At 43.2% G+C, this 18,063-nt stretch carries 17 protein-coding genes; 11 read left to right on the top strand and 6 right to left on the bottom strand.

The window, feature by feature from the left end; all coding sequences use genetic code 11:
* Positions 1-65: 65 nt before the first annotated feature.
* The 4 genes from BLS32_RS09060 (at position 66) to BLS32_RS09045 (ending at position 4,204) form a co-directional block, all read left to right on the top strand.
* Entirely contained in the window at positions 66-977 is a 912-nt protein-coding gene (locus BLS32_RS09060) for an SDR family oxidoreductase (RefSeq protein ID WP_091394317.1), read from the top strand.
* A 138-nt stretch (positions 978-1,115) separates the two neighbouring features.
* Positions 1,116-2,030 (top strand): helix-turn-helix domain-containing protein, encoded by a 915-nt coding sequence (locus BLS32_RS09055; RefSeq protein ID WP_091394314.1) that lies wholly within the window; start codon positions 1,116-1,118, stop codon positions 2,028-2,030.
* An 87-nt stretch (positions 2,031-2,117) separates the two neighbouring features.
* Positions 2,118-3,692, top strand: a complete 1,575-nt coding sequence (locus tag BLS32_RS09050) for a Na+/H+ antiporter (RefSeq protein WP_091394312.1) — start codon at positions 2,118-2,120, stop codon at positions 3,690-3,692.
* 83 nt (positions 3,693-3,775) lie between these two features.
* Entirely contained in the window at positions 3,776-4,204 is a 429-nt protein-coding gene (locus BLS32_RS09045) for a PepSY-like domain-containing protein (protein ID WP_091394749.1), read from the top strand.
* 59 nt (positions 4,205-4,263) lie between these two features.
* Here BLS32_RS09045 and BLS32_RS09040 read toward each other — a convergent pair whose 3' ends face one another.
* Genes BLS32_RS09040 through BLS32_RS09030 form a run of 3 tightly spaced genes read right to left on the bottom strand, consistent with a single transcriptional unit; the run spans position 4,264 to position 6,396 of the window.
* Positions 4,264-5,160, bottom strand: a complete 897-nt coding sequence (locus BLS32_RS09040) for an aldo/keto reductase (protein WP_091394309.1) — start codon at positions 5,158-5,160, stop codon at positions 4,264-4,266.
* Positions 5,161-5,166: 6 nt separating this feature from the next.
* Positions 5,167-5,652 (bottom strand): hypothetical protein, encoded by a 486-nt coding sequence (locus BLS32_RS09035; protein ID WP_139171720.1) that lies wholly within the window; start codon positions 5,650-5,652, stop codon positions 5,167-5,169.
* Between the two features lie 54 nt (positions 5,653-5,706).
* Positions 5,707-6,396 (bottom strand): hypothetical protein, encoded by a 690-nt coding sequence (locus tag BLS32_RS09030; RefSeq protein WP_091394305.1) that lies wholly within the window; start codon positions 6,394-6,396, stop codon positions 5,707-5,709.
* Positions 6,397-6,536: 140 nt separating this feature from the next.
* Between BLS32_RS09030 and BLS32_RS09025 the strand changes: the two genes are divergently transcribed.
* From BLS32_RS09025 to BLS32_RS09015, 3 genes are all read left to right on the top strand, one after another.
* Positions 6,537-7,709: an MFS transporter gene (locus tag BLS32_RS09025; RefSeq protein ID WP_091394302.1), complete on the top strand. Its 1,173-nt coding sequence runs from the start codon at positions 6,537-6,539 to the stop codon at positions 7,707-7,709.
* Between the two features lie 92 nt (positions 7,710-7,801).
* The gene (locus tag BLS32_RS09020) at positions 7,802-8,200 is read left to right on the top strand and encodes a hypothetical protein (protein ID WP_091394299.1); all 399 of its coding nucleotides are present in this window, start codon (positions 7,802-7,804) and stop codon (positions 8,198-8,200) included.
* 168 nt (positions 8,201-8,368) lie between these two features.
* Positions 8,369-10,507 carry a prolyl oligopeptidase family serine peptidase gene (locus BLS32_RS09015; RefSeq protein WP_091394297.1) on the top strand — a complete coding sequence of 713 codons (2,139 nt, stop codon included), beginning with the start codon at positions 8,369-8,371 and terminating at the stop codon, positions 10,505-10,507.
* Between the two features lie 235 nt (positions 10,508-10,742).
* Here BLS32_RS09015 and BLS32_RS09010 read toward each other — a convergent pair whose 3' ends face one another.
* Positions 10,743-12,164: a sugar MFS transporter gene (locus BLS32_RS09010; protein ID WP_091394294.1), complete on the bottom strand. Its 1,422-nt coding sequence runs from the start codon at positions 12,162-12,164 to the stop codon at positions 10,743-10,745.
* A 204-nt stretch (positions 12,165-12,368) separates the two neighbouring features.
* Here BLS32_RS09010 and BLS32_RS18750 point away from each other — a divergent pair, with 204 nt between their 5' ends.
* Complete coding sequence (locus tag BLS32_RS18750) at positions 12,369-12,494, top strand: hypothetical protein (RefSeq protein ID WP_255314664.1); 126 nt, start codon at positions 12,369-12,371, stop codon at positions 12,492-12,494.
* A gap of 95 nt (positions 12,495-12,589) precedes the next feature.
* Positions 12,590-13,447, top strand: coding sequence for an SDR family oxidoreductase (locus BLS32_RS09005; protein ID WP_091394291.1), 858 nt, complete (start codon positions 12,590-12,592; stop codon positions 13,445-13,447).
* 68 nt (positions 13,448-13,515) lie between these two features.
* On the opposite strand, the gene BLS32_RS09000 is transcribed toward BLS32_RS09005, so the two are convergent.
* The gene (locus BLS32_RS09000) at positions 13,516-15,480 is read right to left on the bottom strand and encodes a T9SS type A sorting domain-containing protein (protein WP_091394288.1); all 1,965 of its coding nucleotides are present in this window, start codon (positions 15,478-15,480) and stop codon (positions 13,516-13,518) included.
* Between the two features lie 187 nt (positions 15,481-15,667).
* On the opposite strand from BLS32_RS09000, the gene BLS32_RS08995 reads away from it, so the two are divergent.
* Both BLS32_RS08995 and BLS32_RS08990 read left to right on the top strand, forming a co-directional pair.
* Positions 15,668-16,108, top strand: a complete 441-nt coding sequence (locus tag BLS32_RS08995) for a KTSC domain-containing protein (RefSeq protein ID WP_091394286.1) — start codon at positions 15,668-15,670, stop codon at positions 16,106-16,108.
* 153 nt (positions 16,109-16,261) lie between these two features.
* Positions 16,262-16,513: a hypothetical protein gene (locus BLS32_RS08990; RefSeq protein ID WP_091394283.1), complete on the top strand. Its 252-nt coding sequence runs from the start codon at positions 16,262-16,264 to the stop codon at positions 16,511-16,513.
* A gap of 53 nt (positions 16,514-16,566) precedes the next feature.
* Here the strand turns inward: BLS32_RS08990 and BLS32_RS08985 are convergent, their stop codons facing one another.
* A complete protein-coding gene (locus BLS32_RS08985) occupies positions 16,567-18,030 on the bottom strand; it encodes a MoxR family ATPase (RefSeq protein ID WP_091394282.1) in 1,464 nt (487 codons plus the stop codon).
* Between the last annotated feature and the right edge of the window lie 33 nt (positions 18,031-18,063).

The following is an 18,063-nucleotide window of genomic DNA, read 5'->3' as shown; positions in this document are numbered from 1 at the left end:
AATGCAATCCGGCTAAATGCCTTTTCAATTTATTGCCCAACTTTGTACCAATAAAAAACACCATTATGAAAGTATTTGTTACAGGCGCAACGGGCTTTATAGGCTCGGCCATTGTTACCGAATTAATTGCCAACGGGCATCAGGTTTTAGGATTGACCCGTTCAGAATCTGGGGCCGCAGCGCTCCTCGCAGCAGGTGCCGAAGTGCATTTCGGTGATCTGGAAGACATTGACAGCCTACGCGAAGGCGCCGCAAAATCCGATGGAATCATCCACACAGCATTCAACCATGATTTTTCAAAATTCAAGGACAGTACGGAAAACGACCGCAAAATCATCGAAGCCCTCGGCAATGAATTGCTTGGTTCTAATCGTCCACTGATTGTTACTTCAGGTATTGGTATTATCCGTACCGAAGGCAAACTGATTACCGAAGATGACAGGGCCAAAAATTCAGCAAATCCTCGGGTTGCTACCGAAGAAGCCGTAGATGCAGTAGCTGCTAAAGGTGTTCGCGTCGCTGTAGTACGCCTTCCGCCATCGGTGCATGACAATGGCGACCATGGTTTTATTCCGATGCTGATTAATATTGCCAAGGAAAAAGGGATTTCTGCCTATAAAAATGAAGGAAACAACCGTTGGCCTGCGGTACACCGCCTTGATGCTGCGCGTCTTTTCAGACTTGCACTTGAAAAAAATGCCGAACCGGGAACGAGATTCCATGCCGTCGGCGACGAAGGTGTTTTGTTTCGCGATATTGCTGCTGTCGTTGGAAAGCGCCTCAATATTCCCGTGGAATCGAAAACTGCTGAAGATGCCGATGCTTATTTTGGCTGGTTTGCACACTTCGCCGCTATGGATTGTCCTGCTTCTTATGAGCAAACCCGGAAAATGCTAGGATGGACGGCACAACATCCTGATTTGCTTGCAGACATTGACCGGGAAGGTTATTTCGATACCATCTTCAAAAAGCAATAATGAAGAAAACATTCGGGAAGTATGAAATTGAGCGTAAAAACTTAATTTGCATGCTTCCGATTGGTTTAAAATTAACGTTTCCCAAAAACCCAACCTGTATATTATTTGCTATATTTAACAAGCAAGACTATTAAAGACATGCCGAACAAAATCCAAAAGGTCAAGACCATATCGCAATACCATCAGTTAAGGGGTTTGCCCAAGCCTGAGCATCCGCTAATCAGTCTCATTGATTATAGTACGATTACTGCAGCTCCTGAAAACAATGACATCAGTTATATATTCGATTTTTATTCTATATCGCTGAAGCGGAATTTCGACGCAAAAATAAAATACGGCCAGCAGGAATACGATTTTGATGAAGGCATTATGTTTTTCATGGCGCCCGGACAGGTGTTCAGCATCGAAGTGCAAAGACCATCATCCGGAAAACGTACCGGCTGGATGCTGCTCGTGCATCCCGATTTTTTATGGAATATGCCGTTGTCCAAAACTATAAAAGACTATCATTATTTTGATTACGCTGCAAATGAAGCCCTTTTTCTATCTGAAAAAGAAGAAATTACTATTGTAAATGTGATGCAGAACATCCACCAGGAATATTGTTCGAATATCGATGTTTACAGCCAGGATATTATCATTGCGCAGCTCGAACTCCTGCTTTCGTATGCACAGCGTTTTTACAACAGGCAATTCATCACGCGGAAAATCGCCACAAACAATACCCTGATCCGGCTTCAGGAATTGCTTAATGCATATTTTGACAACGTCATTCTTGAAAAAGGCTTGCCAACCGTACAATACATTGCTGATGCGCTGCACCTGTCGCCCGGTTATCTTGGAAGCCTGCTCAAAAATTTAACAGGCCAAACCACGCAGCAGCACATTCATGACAAGCTGATTGAAAAAGCAAAGGAAAAACTATCGGCAAGCGAGCTTTCGATCAGTGAGATCGCTTATGAGCTGGGTTTTGAGCACCATCAGTCCTTTAGCAAGTTCTTTAAGGCGAAAACACAGCATTCCCCGCTCGCATTCAGGCAATCGTTTAATTGATTGATTTTATTGAACTGGATTTACTGAACATAGAGGATTTTATTTTTAAAAAATACCAATACCTTTGTTGTCACAAACCGATAAACCATGTTAGAGAATTTTCCGTTTTTCCTGGCGCTTGTCGTTATTATCGTATTGCTGATTATGCTTGCAGACAAAGCCAAAATCGCCTATCCGGTATTATTGATCCTTGCCGGCCTGGGTATCGGTTTTATCCCTGGCGTTCCTATACTGCACATCGAACCCGAACTTATTTTCCTGATTTTCCTGCCGCCTCTATTATATGAAGCAGCCTGGACGATTTCGTGGAAAGAACTCTGGAAATGGCGCCGCGTCATCTGCAGTTTTGCTTTCGTCATCGTATTCCTGACCGCTTTATCTGTCGCATTTGTTGCCAATTATTTCATCCCTGGCTTTAGTCTGGCTTTGGGTTTTTTGCTCGGTGGCATCGTATCGCCGCCGGATGCCGTAAGCGCGGGCGCGATCATGAAATTTGTCAGGCTTCCACGCACGATTGCATCGATTCTCGAAGGCGAAAGCCTGCTGAATGATGCCGCTTCGTTAATTATTTTACGCTTTGCACTGATTGCTGTTGCGACCGGCCAGTTTGTATGGTATGCTGCTGCCGGAAGTTTTGCATGGATGGTCATTGGCGGCATTGCCATCGGATTGATCGTTGGCTGGCTTTTTATGAAACTGCACAAATACCTGCCTACAGATGCCAATATGGACATTATTCTTTCTATCGTCGCGCCATACATCATGTACATTGCTGCTGAGAAAGCACATAGTTCTGGTGTTTTGGCCGTTGTCAGCGGTGGCTTGTACCTTTCCAACAACAGGCATCTTTTCCTGAGCAGCACCTCGCGCGTTCGCGGATTTAACGTTTGGCAAAGCCTGTGTTTTATTTTAAACGGATTGGTGTTTATCATGATCGGGCTGGCGTTGCCGGAAATTACGTCGGGGCTCGGCGAAGTAAGTATCAGTGCGGCCATCGGGTACAGCATACTGGTTACCGCCGTTTTGATCATCGGACGCATATTGTCGTCCTATGGCGTGGTGGCTTTTACATTGATCGCCAAACATTTCATCACGGTTGCAGATGGCAGAAACCCCGGAATTAAGGGACCATTAATCATCGGATGGACTGGAATGCGTGGCGTCGTATCATTGGCTGCAGCCTTATCGATTCCGTTGCAGCTCGAAGACGGTTCCCCGTTTCCGCAGCGAAACCTCATCCTGTTTATTACATTTGTAGTCATATTGCTGACTTTACTATTGCAGGGATTGACACTTCCTTATCTCATTCGGATGCTGAATTTGTCTGATCGCGACCAGACCCGTTCCGAAGATGAAATCGACAATGAAATCAAACAGCAACTGGCGCAGCATGCCTTGACGCATTTAAAGACCAATTATCCCGAGGAACTGAAAAGGCAGCCAATTTTGCAGCAGATTGCAGACAAATGGGAAAATAGCAGCGCATTGCCCGAAAATGCAATCATTTCTGAAGAAACAAAAACCGTTTACAGGGCCATTTTAAACCGGCAAAGGCTGTGGCTGATCCAAAAGAATAAAGAAGAACAGGCTTTAGACGAAGAAATCATCCGCAGGCATTTGCACCGCATTGATATGGAGGAAGAAAAATGGCGTTTGATTTAGGCTTAAACTCTAAAGCTTTCCTAAAAAATTGCACCGCTATTTTAGTTGTATTAAATTTAATACACAAAACTAAAAGAATAGCTATGAAAACAAAAATCACATTTGTCGCTATATTGCTTGGATTTGCAGTATCGACAAACGCACAAAAGAAAATTGAATCTTCAGAATTGCCAAAGCCTGCCACGGCATTCCTTGAGAAATACTTTAAAAAAGAAGCGATCGACCTTGTAAAAAAAGATGCCGAACATGGCGAAAAGGGCTATGAGATCAATCTGAAAAACGGCACTGAAATCGAATTTTTCAAAGACGGCAAAATACGTGAAGTCGATGGTGGCGACAAACCCATTCCAACTGGGTACATCGCGGCATCAATTACAGATTACGTAACGAAGCATTATCCGAATGAAAAAATCACCCACATTGATTATGGCCACAAAGATATTGATGTGGATTTGACCAACAAGATTGACCTTGAATTCAACAAAGACGGATCTTTCTTTAAAGTAGATTAAAAAACAAAAAGCTGCCTTTACAATTGGGCGGTTTTTTCATTTTAAATGTGCATGCGATTTTACCGGTTTTCCCGATATGGCTTTGCAGGAAACAGTTGCTTTAAAACCTGAAGGTCATTTGGTGATAATGGCTGTGTTTGAGCAGCTTTCAATCCCAGATCCAATTGCGATTCAGTACGGATTCCTGCAACAGCACTCGTTACTGCCGGATTAGCCAATGCGTAACCGATTGCAGCTCTTTGCCTTTCGCATTCGTCTTTGAAAATCCCCGAAAATTTTTCAAGCATTTGGCTGATTTCATCCTGAGAATGTTCAAGGTAATCCTTTGCAGGTTTGTTTACCAATAAGCCGCCTGCAATCGTTCCGCGCGCCAAAACACCGATATTATTCTGGTTCAGCAATTCCAGGGTTGCTTCTTCAGGGCGGCGGTCAAGCAAACTGTATTGCGTCATTACTGCTGAAATTTCTGACCGGTTTACATATTCACGGATCACATTCGGGCGGATGGACGAAATTCCGTAAGCCCTGATTTTCCCCTGTTCTTTCAAGCGTTCAAAAGCTTCAATACATTCGTCAACCGGATCTTCAATCGTTCCGCCGTGCAACAAATACAGATCAATGCAATCGGTTTGCAATCTTTTGAGACTTTCATCCGCAGCTTTTAAAATATAGGATTTACGCGGGCACCATTCCCAGCCGCTGCCATCATCTTTCCAGCGGTTGCCTACTTTCGTCGAAATCAAAACGCCATTCCGGATGCCTTTCAATGCTTTTCCAAGCAGGATTTCATTTTCACCTTTGCCGTATAAATCGGCCGTATCAAAAAGATTGATACCTGAATCAGCGGCTTTTCTGATAATATTTTCAGCATTGACATCGGCGTTTTTAAGCGACATACATCCTAAACTGACCGAACTGACTTCTAAGCCTGAATTTCCTAGTGAATTGTATTGCATCGTATATTATTTTTTTGGTATGAAACCGCCGCTTTTCCACAACAGCGCTTCGTTTTTGAACGCATCTGAAAAATGAAGTTGTTTTGTTTCGGTATTCAATAAGGCAAAAGCCAGTACCTGAATGCCGCCTTTGTTGTACTTCTTCCCTATTTCATCGTCGGCAGTCACGCCATTGAGATAACCCAGGACGCGGAGTTTTTTTCCAACAGTTACATCTGAATTGCTGACCATTGAAGAAATCCATAACGTTTCGCCATTGTCCATTTTTCCCTGAAAATACGGTTTGTCATTATAACCGAACGCTATTTTTAACACTTCAACATCAAACGCCACCGTATCGCCGTCGTGCTTTTTGATTTCTTTTTTGATTTTGGTGAAAGCTTTTCCATCGAAATTCCTCGGACAGCTTTGCATCGGTTTTTGGCTGTAACCGATGGCAATGCCTGTAAAAAATAACAATCCAATAAAAAGGGCCAATTTCAATTTGTTCATTTTGCGGATTTTCATCTGATAAATTATTCCAAAGATAGCGTTTCGACTGTAATTTTAATGGTTTGATACGGCTTCCGCCAGCTGTTTCTCATTGACCAGAAATACATAGTTTAGCATACAGAAAGCTGCAATCGCCCCGAAAGTATGCCACAAAAAATGGGTACCCGATGAAAGCCAGTTCCAGCCGTCGGCAATCCTGAAAGTCAGTGCAGCAACGAATGCCAACAATCCAAAACCAACCCATTTGCCATTTGTGAAATTGGTCTTAACCAAAAATGCAATGACCGGAAGCAATACAATCGAAGCCATGACCGCATAATTGATGTTGATGAACAATTGCATGTTGTCGCTGTTTCTAAACATCGTCCTGGTAAAATACACAAATCCAAAATACAAGGCTACAATCCCGACGGCAAAATACCAGCGCGTCAGTTTTGCGATAAACCACACGCCTGCTGAAAGGCAAAGCAGCATGATCGGAAGCCAGTCCATCATGAGAAATATCCGCCATTGCCTGAATCCGTGATAAATGCTGCCGCCGATTCCGCCAATATATAAAAGCAGCAAAGCAAAAACGAGGAACTGATGCTGCCTTATTTTTCCATAAATTTTAAACGTCCAATACATTGCAATTGCAAGGAAAAAAAGTGCCGTAACGGCGTTCAGCGGTTCCGGGAAATATTGCTGCAGATTGGTTTCTGCGTATAACATGCCGCCATCCGGCGGATTCTGAATAAAATTCATAAACTGTTCTTAAGGTTCCTAAATTTAGTCCAAACAAAACAATTTCCGTAAAAAACAATGCTAAAAATCGAAAGGGAAACGATTTTAAGGACAAACGACTTTAAAGCTTTACCTTTGCGGCGCAACACAACATTTGATACATGCCACAACCTACACATTCGGTTTACAACCTCCAATTTGGGTTGGTTTGCCTGAGTTCGCTGCTTTTTTCGGCGAGTTTCAACATGCTGATCCCTGAGCTTCCGGCGTATCTCAGCAGCATGGGCGGCGCCGAATACAAAGGATTGATCATCGCTTTATTTACGCTAACCGCAGGGTTTTCACGTCCTTTTAGCGGAAGATTAACCGATACTTTAGGGCGCGTTCCGGTCATGGCTGCGGGTTCGATCGTATGCTTTGTGTGTGGATTTTTATATCCGGTTTTAGGCACCGTTGCCGGATTTTTATTCCTGCGCCTCATCCACGGATTTTCTACCGGATTCAAACCCACAGCAACGGCTGCTTATGTCGCAGATATCGTTCCGCAAGCGCGCTGGGGCGAAGCGCTGGGCTTTCACGGATTGTGTTTCAGCACCGGAATGGCCATCGGCCCGGCCATCGGCAGTACAATCACGCTTTATTATTCAATTGATATTTTGTTTTATGTATCATCGCTTTTCGCTTTGCTTTCGATCGTGATTTTGATGAACATGAAAGAAACAATTCCGGTAAAGCAAAAATTTAGCTGGGCGATTTTAAAGCTTTCGCGGAAAGACATTATCGCGGTAGAAGTGCTTCCTGCTGCAATTGTAACCTTTCTTTCTTATGTCGCTTATGGTGCAATATTAACCTTAATTCCCGATTGGAGCCAGCATCTAGGCATTGCCAATAAAGGCCTCTTCTTTATGGTCTTTACAATCGCCTCACTTCTTATCCGATTCATTGCAGGAAAAGCATCCGACCGTTACGGGCGCATCCGTGTGATCAAAACAGGATTGGTTTTGCTTGCGGTTTCCTTATTTATTATTGCTTTTGGCGAAAGTTTCAGCGGTTTGATCCTTGGCGCAATCACATACGGAATCGCCGTGGGCGTACTTTCTCCGGCACTCAACGCCTGGACGGTCGATATGAGTTTGCCAGACCACCGCGGAAAAGCCATGGCAACAATGTACATTGCACTTGAAGCCGGAATCGGGCTGGGCGCTTTATTTGCGGGCTGGTATTATCAGGATGTGATTTCCAAAATCCCGCTTGTGATGTATGCCTCGGCGGTGATTACCTTTGCTGCCTTAGGCTACATGCTGCTGCGGAGCAACATCCGCGAAAGCGTTTAAAAGCCAAAAGGTGCAAACAATTCTGAAATTGTTGTAAGTGTAAATCAGTTTGTTAGCGGTAATTTTATGATTCAACTTAAAATAAAATCACCATGAAAAATATAAGCTTTTTGCTGGTATGTTTGTTTGCGTATGCGACAAGCCAGGCACAGATCAATCCGACGGTAAATCCGGTTACGCCGAATCAAAGTACAATCAATCAGCCACTTCCTTCAACTACCGGAAATAAAAATACGTATGACGCGAACAGCAACAGCAATTACAACTCACAGCGCGACATCCGGAATGTAAAAGTGCAGCCTACAAATGCAGGAAATAATGCTGATATTCCTACGAATACCAATACTGAGGCAGCAGGTTCTGCAGCTACTCCGGGAACGGGAAGCAACCGCTCGGCAGGAAATATATCCTCTCCGAACACGCCGGTAAGTGATCCTACGAAAACCAACAGCACGGTTCCTGAAAACCGCAACAACAGTCCGAGACCGTAAAAATTTCTGTTTTCAAAGTACAAAGCCCGCAATTGATTTGTGGGCTTTGTCGTTTTAAAAATATACGAACGACATTTTAAACAGACAGACAACGCACTCATTTTTAGACACATTCACTTTTTTGGTTTATTTTTACAAGATTGTAATTCAAATCAAAAAGGCTTTTTTATGAAAAATATTTATCTCGTTTTTTTAAGCTTCGCTCCTTTTTTAGCTGCCGCGCAGAATGCACTTCCAAAAGCGGCTGTTGCAAATGTTACTGATACGTATTTCGGAACTACAGTAACCGATCCGTACCGATGGATGGAAAACGTAAAGGACGACGAAACTGCAAAATGGATCAAATCGCAATCGGATTATGCACACAAATACTTACAAAAACTTCCGTATAGAGCTGATTTCATCAATCGGTTTCAGGAGCTTGGCGATGCCGGAGATATGATTTACGGATTGAAGAAACGCGGCAATTCCTATTTTTACCTCAAGATTGGCCGTGGCGACGACAATGCAAAGGTGTATATGCGTGAAGGAAAATCCGGTACCGAAAAGTTGCTGATCGATCCTGAAAAGTTTGTAGAAAACGGGAAACAGGCTTCTATAAACAATTTTTCTGTTTCTCCTGACGGAAAATACATTTCGTTTTTAGTAGCGATTGGCGGTGGCGAATATGGAAATATCCGGGTTATCGAAACCGCAACCGGAAAGATAACGGATGATTTAATTACCGATACGCGCTGGGAATCCGGAACGTGGCTGCCCGACAGCAAGTCCTTTTCATACAACAAATTGCAGCAGCTTGCCGCAGATGCGCCTCCAACGGAAAGAATCAAAAAAATCACTGCTTATCTGCACGTTTTAGGAACGGCCCATTCAACAGATAAACCTTTATTTGGTTACAATACCAATCCCGACATTACCGTTGATCCCAGAATGATCGCATTTGCGAATTTCCCTGAAGGCCAAAAATATGCATTGGGAACGCTCAACGACGGCGTTTCCCAAAGTTCTGAGTTTTACGTCGTGCCGATGGCCGATTTATCAAAAGCTAAAATTCCGTGGAAGAAAATGATCAATTTTGACGACAACGTAAAAGATGTCGCCATCATGGGTGATTATTTATACCTGCTGACTTACAAAGATGCACCGCGTTTTAAGGTCGTAAGAGTCAAAATTTCAGATGGAAATCTCAAAAATCAGGAAATGGTTTTCGCGGCTTCGGATGCGGTAGTTGAAAATATCAATACCGCAAAGGACGGTCTGTATGTTGGTGTGCTCGATGACATTGGCAGGCGGATCTATAAAATCGATTATCAGAATTTAAAAAAGACGGAAGTGAAATCATCGTTTCCAGGTTCGATATTCATACGCGAAGCGATGCCTTTGAGAGACGGTGTTATCATGGGGCTGAATTCCTGGACCATGTCGAATGCCGTGCTCGAATATGACCCGAAAACAAATGCAGTCACCGATACCAAAATCTTAAAACAAATTCCGGTTGACATGTTGGGCATTGAAGTGACAAATGCCTTTGCCAAATCGTATGATGGAACCATGGTTCCGCTGGTTATTTTACGAAAAAAAGGCGTTTTGCTTGATGGAAAAAACCCATTGCTGATGAACGGCTATGGCGCTTATGGTGTTGAAAATACTTCTCCGTTTTTTGATACTTACGATCTGCCATGGCTTGAAAAAGGCGGGATTTCGGTCTTTGCTGGCATTCGTGGCGGAGGCGAATATGGTGAAGAATGGCACATGGGCGGATTTCAAAAAACCAAACCCAATACCTGGAAAGATTTTATCGCCTGCGCGGAATATCTGATCGCAAATAAATATACTTCGGCCGAGCATCTGGGCATTCAGGGCGGTAGTGCCGGCGGGATCCTGATCTCGAACAGCATCGCAGAGCGCCCGGATCTTTTTGCGGCGGCCATTGACAATGTTGGGATCAACAATGCACTGCGTTATGAGACCACTCCAAACGGGCCGAGCAACATTGGGGAATTTGGCAGTTTTACAACAGAAGAAGGTTTTCGGAATTTGCTTGCGATGGACGGATATTTAAAAATAAAGAACGGAACGAAATATCCGGCAGTGCTGTTGACGCACGGCATCAATGATCCGCGTGTGGAACCTTGGCTTTCGGCGAAAATGGCAGCGCGGCTTCAGGCGGCTTCGACCAGCGGGAAACCGGTTTTGCTTCGGATTGATTATGATGCGGGACACGGATTGGGATCTTCGCGCAAGCAGTTCATTGAAGAACGCTCGGAAACTTTAGCATTTTTGTGGCAACAGCTTGGCGGAAAATAATCTTGCATTAACGATTGGGTTTGTTCGGATGCGGATTTACCCCGGATGGAAGCGGAAATCCTTTTGAGAAAAAAACCTGTTGTTGCCGGCGGAAGAAAGCGACCAACGGAAGCTTACTAACGGCGATGCAACGACGGTTTTTTTGAAAAAGATTGCAGCGGACAGCCGGATCAGGTTCTAAAAAAACAATAAAAAAGCGGCACTAAATAAGGCCGCTCTTGATTTTTATAGCTGGTTAATGTCCGGAAACATTGGGTGCGTGTTCGACAAATTTGAGTTTTCGCGAGCAGTAAATTCCGAAATACAAAATATACAAATAGCAGAAAACCGGAACGATGAATGAGTGCTGCAATCCTATTGATGAATCGGCTACCGCACCCTGAATGAGCGGCATGACTGCGCCTCCTAAAATTGCCATAACCAATAAAGACGAGCCCTGGCTGGTGTATTTGCCAAGTCCGGCGATGCCGAGCGTGTAGATGTTTGAGAACATGATCGAGTTGAAAATCCCGATTCCGAGGATGCTGTACATTGCCATTTCACCTGTGTTGAACATTGCAGAAAGCAGCAACAGTACGTTTACGCATGCAAAGATCGCAAGCGTTCTTGCCGGTGCAGATTTTCCAATGAAGAACGCGACAAAATTCAATCCGATGAAGACTAGGAAGAAAGATGCTTGGTCGAAAGTCAGGTCGACGATGCTGAAAATCACTCCGAAAACAGCGATGGCTGTAAGCAGCATGTAGATTGCTTTTTTGCCTTGCCCGATGCTGTGGTTTAATGAAATGGCTCCGAGAAAGCGCCCGATCATTGCGCCGCCCCAATAAAGTGACAGGTAATTTTTGCTAATCGATTCGGGCAATCCGGCGATGCTGTCGAGGTGTAAAAAACTGATAATAAAACTTCCTACCGCCACTTCGCCTCCAACATAGCAGAAAATCCCGAGCACGCCGAGTTTCAATTGTGGAAATTTTAGTGCGCCAAGTCCTTTGCTTTCGACTTCTCCGGTTTCAAATGACGGCAGTTTGACGTTGTAAATTAAAACTGCGACCAATAATAAGATGGCTGCGAAAATCAAGTATGGAATGCGCGTGGCTTCAGCGGTGAATTTGCCATCCGCACCAGCAAAGAATTCGAAGATCAAATGGCCTCCGAGTACAGGCGCAATTGTGGTTCCGAACGCGTTGAAGGCTTGCGTCATGTTGAGTCGGCTTGACGCGGAATCTTCAGAACCCAGCAGCGAAACATAGGCATTGGCGGTAATCTGTAAAATCGTAAATCCCAATCCGAGAACGAATAATGCCCCCAGGAACAATCCGTAAACTGAAAAAGTTGCAGCGGGATAAAACAATACGCAGCCGGTTGCTGACAATATAATTCCGGCAAGAATCCCATTTTTATATCCAACTTTATTGATCGGATCACCTTTGTAATACGACACTGTGAAATAAGCCAGCGATCCCAGGAAATAAGCCCCGAAAAAGCAAAACTGCACGAGCATCGACTCAAAGAAAGTGAGTTGGAACAGTTGTTTTAGATATGGAATCAGGATATCGTTCATGCAAGTGATAAATCCCCACATGAAAAATAAAAGCGTGATGGTAATTAAGGGGATTGTGTAGTTTTTGCGTGTGCCGGTTTCCGGAGTATTGTTCATGTTGAATTTGTTTTAGCCTGCAAAATAAGCATTCTGTTGCGGAAAGATGGAGTGAAGTTTCTTAAATTTTGTAGATTCCCATAATTAAAGTTGTGACTTATTTGGTTTTTTTGAAATGTCGAGTGGATTTGGAATTAAAATGCCGATGTAACAAAAATCGGAATTTCATACCAATTTGATTATTAACCATTAATAATTAACAAGATGGAAAACTCACAAACACAGAAAATCGGGATGATTTCAAACGCTTTTGCGATTATAACCGGCATCATCGTCATCGGCTGTGCTGGATATACATTTGGCAAATGGGTTCAAAGCATCTTGCATTAACGATTTCCAAATCCTGCAAAAATTCAAAAAAAAATTATAATGCTTTTCGTGGCTGAAAAATCCAACTTTGTATAATCTGAAACTGTAAAATCAGCATTATGAAAACTAAGGAATTTCCACGCCAGAAACAGGATGAGCAACCTGGGAAAGAAACCGAAATGTTTCCGCAACCCGAGTTTATCCGCAACAATTATAAAGGAAGCGACAAACTCAAAGGCAAAATCGCATTAATCACAGGTGGCGACAGCGGCATTGGGCGAAGCGTTGCGATTCATTTTGCACGCGAAGGCGCTAATATTGCAATTGTTTATTATGACGAAAAAGAAGACGCGAAGGAAACCAAGCATTTCATTGAAAAAGAAGGCCGTGAATGTTTGCTGTTACACGGCGATCTGAAGAAGGAATCTTTTTGTAAAAAAGTAGTTGCAGATACAATTGCGAAATTCGGCGGGCTCAATATTTTAGTAAATAATGCAGCGATGCAATTCCCGAAAGACGATCTCAAAAATATTACAAGTGACCAACTGAAACTCACATTTGAAACTAATATTTACCCGTTTTTCTATACAACTCAGGAAGCTTTGAAAACTTTGAAAAAAGGCGATTGCATTATTAACACAGCTTCAATCACCGCTTATCAGGGCAGCCCGCACCTAGTGGATTATTCGAGTACGAAAGGTGCGATCGTTGCGTTTACGCGTTCCATCGCCACACAATTGGTCGAGAAAGGGATTCGTGTAAATGGCGTCGCGCCGGGACCAATCTGGACACCGCTCATACCGGCTAGCTTTGATGAAGAAGAAACTGCGAAATTTGGAACCGATACGCCGATGAAACGTGCAGGGCAGCCATCTGAAGTCGGCCCGGCTTATGTGTTTTTAGCTTCGGAAGACAGTTCGTACATGACCGGACAGATGATTCACGTGAATGGCGGTGATTATGTAAGCGCCTGAATTCAGTCCACCACAAATAAAAAAGCCTAAGAATAAGTTCCTGCGGCTTTTTATTTGTTTTCAGAATATTATCTGATGATGATCTTTCGGGTAACCGATTTATTGTCTGAAGTGATTTTGGCAAGATAAATTCCCGGTGCCAGATTCAGGTTAAAAGTTGTTTCACCAAAAAATTGCGATTCGAAAAGCGCTGCTCCGGCGATACTGTAAATTTCGATTTTGCTGTTTTGCTCCAATCCGGTAATTGTAATTTTATCAGACGCCGGATTTGGATAAATTCCTACCTGCAATCCTGTAAATGAATCTGTTGCCAAAGGTGCGTGCCATGGTGTTGTTGTCCTGTTGCCATACACATAATCGGCAAGATCCGGATAATCCACAAACGGATTCCTGTTTAATTGCCATCTGTAAATTACATTGTTGTGGTTCATTTCGAAATCATCGCTCGGGTCGCTGTGGTTCCATTCGAGCAATGTGGTGAGATCGCCCATTTGGTACAATGTCGTATCTGCCGGATTTCCCGCAACAACATTCAATAAATTGTAACGGCACGCCATGTAAAACAAAGCACGTGACACATCACCATGCCAACTGCCCTGCGTTCCTGCTGCCGGGCCATTGTAATCGAGCGGACCGTAATCTTTATTGCTGCGACGGGTGTTTTCCGGACCGTCTTCTGAACGGATGTGGTGGCCGTCGGCGTGGCCGGCAGTAATATCATCGGCAGATGTTGGCAGCCACACATTGATTCCGTCAGGAGTCGAACTGGTCGCATCTGCAAAACCGCCGCGCGATTGCGGATAAATGTGCTCGCGGTTCCACGAACCTACATTACTTGCTGTTGTTTGATATTTGTATTTGGCCCTGCCCTGTTCTACATACATCAGCCAGACTTCATTGCTGTTTAGCGGATTTTGGTCGGCTTCCTTGAGCATGTATTCTACATCTCCATAATTTTGTGCGTGTACGACTGCGGGATTGGCGATGATGTCGCGAATGGCAATCCTTAAATTTTCCCCGGTTTGCCCTTCCAAAGCATCATAATATCCTGGCGGAATTTGTTTTTCAACCAAACCGTAAGTCGGATTTAAAGGTGTTCCATATGGCCTTACGACAAAATCATTATCGATGACCCGGATTTCGATGTTGTCGTTCATTCTTCTGAAACCTGTCGGCAGTGTTCCAAAACGTACTTTTACGAGTTCGTCGCCTTCATCCGATGCATCGTCAACGCTGGCAATTGTAGTAGTGTAAGACGTTGATCCTGTTGGAATTGATACGTTTAGGTTTCCGGTGTAATCTGCGGCGTTGAATCCGCTTAGCGAAAATGTAAAATTAAGTGTGGATGTGACCGCGGTTTGCGTGGTGAAAGTAACATTGAAACTAGTGCCTTCATTAATCGTTGTGGCAGAAACGGCGATCGTGATTCCATTAAATATAAATCCGCTGCCGTCATTGTTTGCACCGGGCGTTGGTGTTTTTACTTCATAAGTTCCGTCGTTTTTGCGCTGGATGGATTGTGTTGTTCCCAATCCGTTTATGGCTTCATTGATTTGTGCCGAAACGCCTAAAACTGACATTAAAGTTGTCGCATCGGGATTGTTGTTTCCGTAAACGATGGCATCGACGAGATTTGTTGCAGTAACTGGAGTCTGATCGGGAAAATCGGTGGCGTTTCCAACATAGAGCGCAATTCCGTCCTGTCCGTTTTGCATGGTACTAACTTGTAAATATTTATCCGGAACCGGGGAAACCAGGTCATTTCCAATGACAATCAATCCGTTGACATCTGTCACATATCCGTCAAGGTCGAGTGCGAAATAGCTTTTGTTTCCAGTACTTGATGTTGGCGAACCGTTGTAAAGTACGATCACATAACCGTCGAGCGCAAAATTTGGCGTAGCCGATTTCAATTCGATAAATTCCTTGTCATCCGTTCCGGGCGTATCGGTGTCAATTTCATTGATTACAACCTGTCCGTAATTTGCCAGGCCGCACAAAAGCAGCAGCCATATAAATGTATTTTTAATCATATTTGATTTTTTGAGAAATACAAATGTAACTATTTAAGTGTAACGGCAATGTGACGAAAAGTTAAAGCCTTTTGCCAATATTTGATTCGGGATTTGAAAAGATAAAAATAAGTGTACCTTTGCAAAAAATTTCAGAAACGGATTTTGATGATGAAATTCGCTGATAACACCCATTTTATTACATTTTATGAAAAAGATTGTTGAATACCGCTCGCTGCTGAATGTTGAAAGAAGCGTTACGCTAAAAGAATTGAAGACCATTTACCGCAACTCGATGAAAGAATCACACCCTGATAAATTTCACGATGATGCAAACGGATTGGCCGATGCAGAAGAAAAAAGCAAGCAGATCATCGAAGCCTACCACTTTTTGGTGAGCATCAATGCAGAGACGATCGAACAAGGAAAACCTGAATTCCAGGCGACGATCGCCGAGGCGACAATTACGGATTATAAGTATGAAAACATCAGGCTGCTGGTCACTTTTTCGAACGGCAGCAGTTATGAATTCATTAGTGTTCCAAAAGCAACTTACGTTAAAATGGTCAATGCTGATTCTCCTGGAAGGTTTGCAAAAAGACATATTTTTAATGCTTTTCCTTACCGTAAAGTGAGCAACCAGGAATAAAAAATTTCAAAAAATTTCAAAAGTGCCTTTTTCGGGCACTTTTTTGTTTTATATTGCAGTAAGAAAAAACGTGCGGCAAATGCTGTTGATGCGAAAAACATCTTTGTCGTATTTGTTATTTATACCAAACCAATATTCATCTAACTAAATGCCATGGAAAATTCTTGTGACAGATACGTGCTTCAGGTAAAAAAAGCCAAAGAAACTGTTGGAGTTTTAGAAGCCGAACTGCATCAAATCAGACTTAAATTAAGAAATGCCCCTACAGACGCTGCGTTTTTAAGGGAATTGAAAAGGATTACTTTAGACATGACCATAACGCTCAACGAACTCGAACATTCCCAATCGATGCTCGACGATTGCAAAATGCAATTCATGAAAGAAGAAGAAAGATACAATGATTAACACTTGTATCAATCAAAAAAAAGGGTTTAGACATTATCTAAACCCTTTTTTTTTTACAATTTGCTGATGTAGCTGCCATATAAATCTTTAAACTGGTAGCCGTTTTCAAAACGGTCTTTGTTTAATTTATCATATTCTGACAATCCCCAAAGCAGGAATTCTTTCATGAAATAGCGGTCTTCGGCGGCGAGGTTTGGCTGGTATTTGTCGATCAAAATATCCAGAGCCGGAACTTCGTCGAGTTGTTCTTTATACTCTTCGTCAGAAAAATCATCATATAGCGCGAAGCCGTTCTCGGTAAAAAACCAATCTAAAACTTCACGGTACGGATTTACATCTTCTTGTTTTTCAAGCTTTTCTATTTTTGGGAAAAGTCCCGGAAAAAAAGTATGCACTGCACTTCCGATTAACGTTTGCGCAACAAAATCGGCACCTTCCTGTTCGCCCTCATAAACAAGCTCGACTTTTCCGGTGATTGCGGGAATGATTCCCATGAAATCGGACAATCGAACCGTTGTTTGGTCTGCTCCTGAAATTAAGGCACGTCTTTCCGCAGTACTCAACAAATTTTCATACGCAGTAATGCTCATTCTAGCACTGACGCCGCTTTTCGGGTCGATATATTCTGAATCTCGTGCTTCGACAGAAATCTGTTCCAATAAATCTTTGGCCAAAGCCGGAACATACACACTGTCGCTTTGCGATTTATCAAACTTCGATTCCTGCTCCGTAATTTTTCTTGCAGTTTCAATATCTGCCGGATAATGCGTCAAGATCTGCGATCCAATCCTGTCTTTTAATGGTGTTACGATGCTTCCGCGATTCGTGTAATCTTCAGGATTTGCGGTAAATACAAATTGCATGTCGAGTGGCAAACGCAGTTTAAATCCGCGGATCTGAATGTCGCCTTCCTGCAAAATATTAAACAATGCCACCTGGATTCTTGCCTGTAAATCGGGCAATTCGTTGATTACGAAAATGCAACGGTTTGCTCTTGGGATCATTCCGAAATGGATCACGCGGTCATCTGCATACGACAATTTTAGATTTGCTGCCTTGATTGGATCGACATCGCCAATCAAATCGGCCACCGTCACATCGGGCGTAGCGAGTTTTTCTGAAAAACGTTCGCTTCGGTGCAGCCATGTAATCGGAGTTTCGTCACCTTTTTCTGCGATTAAATCGGATGCAAAACGCGAAATCGGTTTTAACGGATCGTCGTTGATCTCAGATCCGGCAACCACAGGAATCCATTCGTCCAGTAAGTTGACCATCAATCTCGCGAGGCGTGTTTTTGCTTGTCCGCGCAAGCCTAATAAATTGATGTTGTGACGTGAAAGAATGGCGCGCTCCAACTCGGGAATCACGCTATTTTCATAACCGTGAACGCCTTCGAAAGTCTTGGTTCCCGACTTGATTTTCTCCTTTAAATTATCACGCAATTCGTCTTTAATACTTTTGCTGATGTAACCGGCTTTTTTGAGTTCGCCTAATGTATTTATATTTTGTGTTTTCATATTTTTATTTTGATTCTAATGTACTTTCTTTCG

The organism is Flavobacterium noncentrifugens (genome assembly GCF_900100375.1).
Lineage (GTDB): Bacteria > Bacteroidota > Bacteroidia > Flavobacteriales > Flavobacteriaceae > Flavobacterium > Flavobacterium noncentrifugens.
Note: the sequence above shows the minus strand (reverse complement) of the source record. Positions and strands in the feature narration are given on the sequence as shown.